Below are 1,937 nucleotides of genomic sequence, written 5' to 3'. Positions count from 1 at the left end.
GGGCGGCGCTGACGCCGTGCCGGCGGTCGACCTCCTCGAGGGCGCGGAGCATCGCGTCGGGGTCACCGCCCTTGTCGGGGTGATGCCGCAGGACGGCTTGACGCCGATCCCGCTTGTAGGCGGCGGGGTCGCGTGGTTCGCGTCGGCTGTTCACGTTCTGCACTCCTGGGGGACGAGGCGCCGAGAGGCTCTGATGGTTCGACGGTACCGAAGCCGGGGCGAGCCGCGCACGCCGTCCGCGACCGGTCGTCCGCGGCGATTTTGATCCCGTGGGGTCAGTGCGGCATACTGGTCGAGTTGCCCGGACAAGGCGGCGAACTCGTGTAGCCCTCGGGCCGCGGGTGAACCGGGTTGGTCGGGCGAGCACGACAAGGGCGGGTGAGCGATCACCCGCCGGAAAAGTGGGAGGGCGACACGCCCGACCGCGTGGACGCGTCGTGACACGTCAACAGCGGCAGCGGATCGGTTCCGCCGTCACCCTCGTCTCGCGGGAGTGCGGCTCTCCGTCCTCTGGAGGGCTCATCGTCGTGTCACGTTCGTGAGCGCACGACGGCGGCCCTCCACGACGGAGCACCGATGCACGAGACCGGGTGGTAGACGGTCTGACGGTGTCATGTACGACAAGCGAACACACCAGGTGTCCCCCGCGCAGCGAGGGCGCTCACGACAGCCGCCTTCACGGGCGGAGGGAGAAAGAGGACGAAGTGGCGGGACAAAAGATCCGCATCCGGCTCAAGGCCTACGACCACGAGGCCATCGACGCCTCGGCGCGCAAGATCGTCGAGACGGTCACCCGCACGGGAGCTCGTGTCGTCGGCCCGGTGCCGTTGCCGACCGAGAAGAACGTGTACTGCGTCATCCGCTCGCCGCACAAGTACAAGGATTCGCGCGAGCACTTCGAGATGCGCACCCACAAGCGGTTGATCGACATCCTCGACCCCACGCCCAAGACCGTGGACGCGCTCATGCGCATCGACCTGCCTGCCAGCGTCGACGTCAACATCCAGTGACCTCCGACCGAGCAGCGGTCAGCAAGCAACGTGCAGCGGAGACAGTGAACAGATGAGTACAACCGAGATCAAGGGAATCCTGGGCGCGAAGCTCGGCATGACCCAGGTCTTCGACGAGAACAACCGGGTCGTCCCGGTTACCGTCATCAAGGCCGGGCCGTGTGTCGTCACCGGGATCCGTACAGAGCAGACCGACGGCTACAACGCCGTCCAGATCGCCTTCGGCGCGATCGACCCCCGCAAGGTCACCAAGCCCGTGTCGGGTCAGTTCGCCAAGGCGGGTGTGACCCCGCGTCGCCACGTCGCGGAGATCCGACTCGACAACGCCGAGCAGGCGGCCGGCTACGAGCTGGGCCAGGAGCTCGGCGCGGACGTGTTCTCCGACGGCGCCTTCGTCGACGTCACCGGCACCTCCAAGGGCAAGGGATTCGCCGGCACGATGAAGCGTCACGGCTTCGCGGGCCAGGGTGCCTCGCACGGTACCCAGGCCGTGCACCGTCGGCCCGGTTCCATCGGCGGCGCATCGACCCCGGGCCGGGTGTTCCGGGGCAAGAAGATGGCCGGACGCATGGGCAACGAGCGCGTGACCACGATGAACCTCAAGGTCCACAAGGTCGACGCCGAGGCCGGCGTCCTCCTGATCAAGGGAGCCATCCCGGGTCGCAACGGCGGCCTCGTGATGGTCCGTTCCGCAGTGAAGGGCGGTGCGCGCGCATGACCACGACGGAGAACCCCGTGAATCTCAAGCTGGACGTCCGTACCCCGGCCGGTTCGGCCGACGGGTCGGTCGAGCTCCCCGCCGCGATCTTCGGCGTCGAGCCCAACCTGTCCCTGATGCACCAGGTCGTCGTGGCGCAGCTCGCCGCGGCGCGGCAGGGCACCCACTCGACCAAGACCCGCGGCGAGGTCCGTGGCGGTGGCCGCAAG

3 protein-coding genes are annotated in these 1,937 nt (G+C 68.4%); all 3 read left to right on the top strand.

What is annotated here, in order from left to right; translation table 11 throughout:
- The first annotated feature begins 704 nt into the window (after positions 1 to 704).
- Complete coding sequence (rpsJ, locus tag G6019_RS11795) at positions 705 to 1,010, top strand: 30S ribosomal protein S10 (protein ID WP_003938093.1); 306 nt, start codon at positions 705 to 707, stop codon at positions 1,008 to 1,010.
- Between the two features lie 52 nt (positions 1,011 to 1,062).
- The gene (gene rplC, locus G6019_RS11790; RefSeq protein ID WP_107757061.1) at positions 1,063 to 1,728 is read left to right on the top strand and encodes a 50S ribosomal protein L3; all 666 of its coding nucleotides are present in this window, start codon (positions 1,063 to 1,065) and stop codon (positions 1,726 to 1,728) included.
- 17 nt (positions 1,729 to 1,745) lie between these two features.
- On the top strand, positions 1,746 to 1,937 hold a 192-nt coding region (rplD, locus tag G6019_RS11785; protein ID WP_182627663.1), incomplete at its 3' end, for a 50S ribosomal protein L4.

The sequence above is a fragment of the Dietzia sp. DQ12-76 genome (genome assembly GCF_014145045.1).
Classification (GTDB): Bacteria; Actinomycetota; Actinomycetes; order Mycobacteriales; family Mycobacteriaceae; genus Dietzia.
Note: the sequence above shows the minus strand (reverse complement) of the source record. Positions and strands in the feature narration are given on the sequence as shown.

Bases quoted from the DNA above. Each gene is read 5' to 3' on its own strand.
- rplC (WP_107757061.1), top strand. From the start codon at position 1,063: ATGAGTACAACCGAGATCAAGGGAATCCTGGGCGCGAAGCTCGGCATG.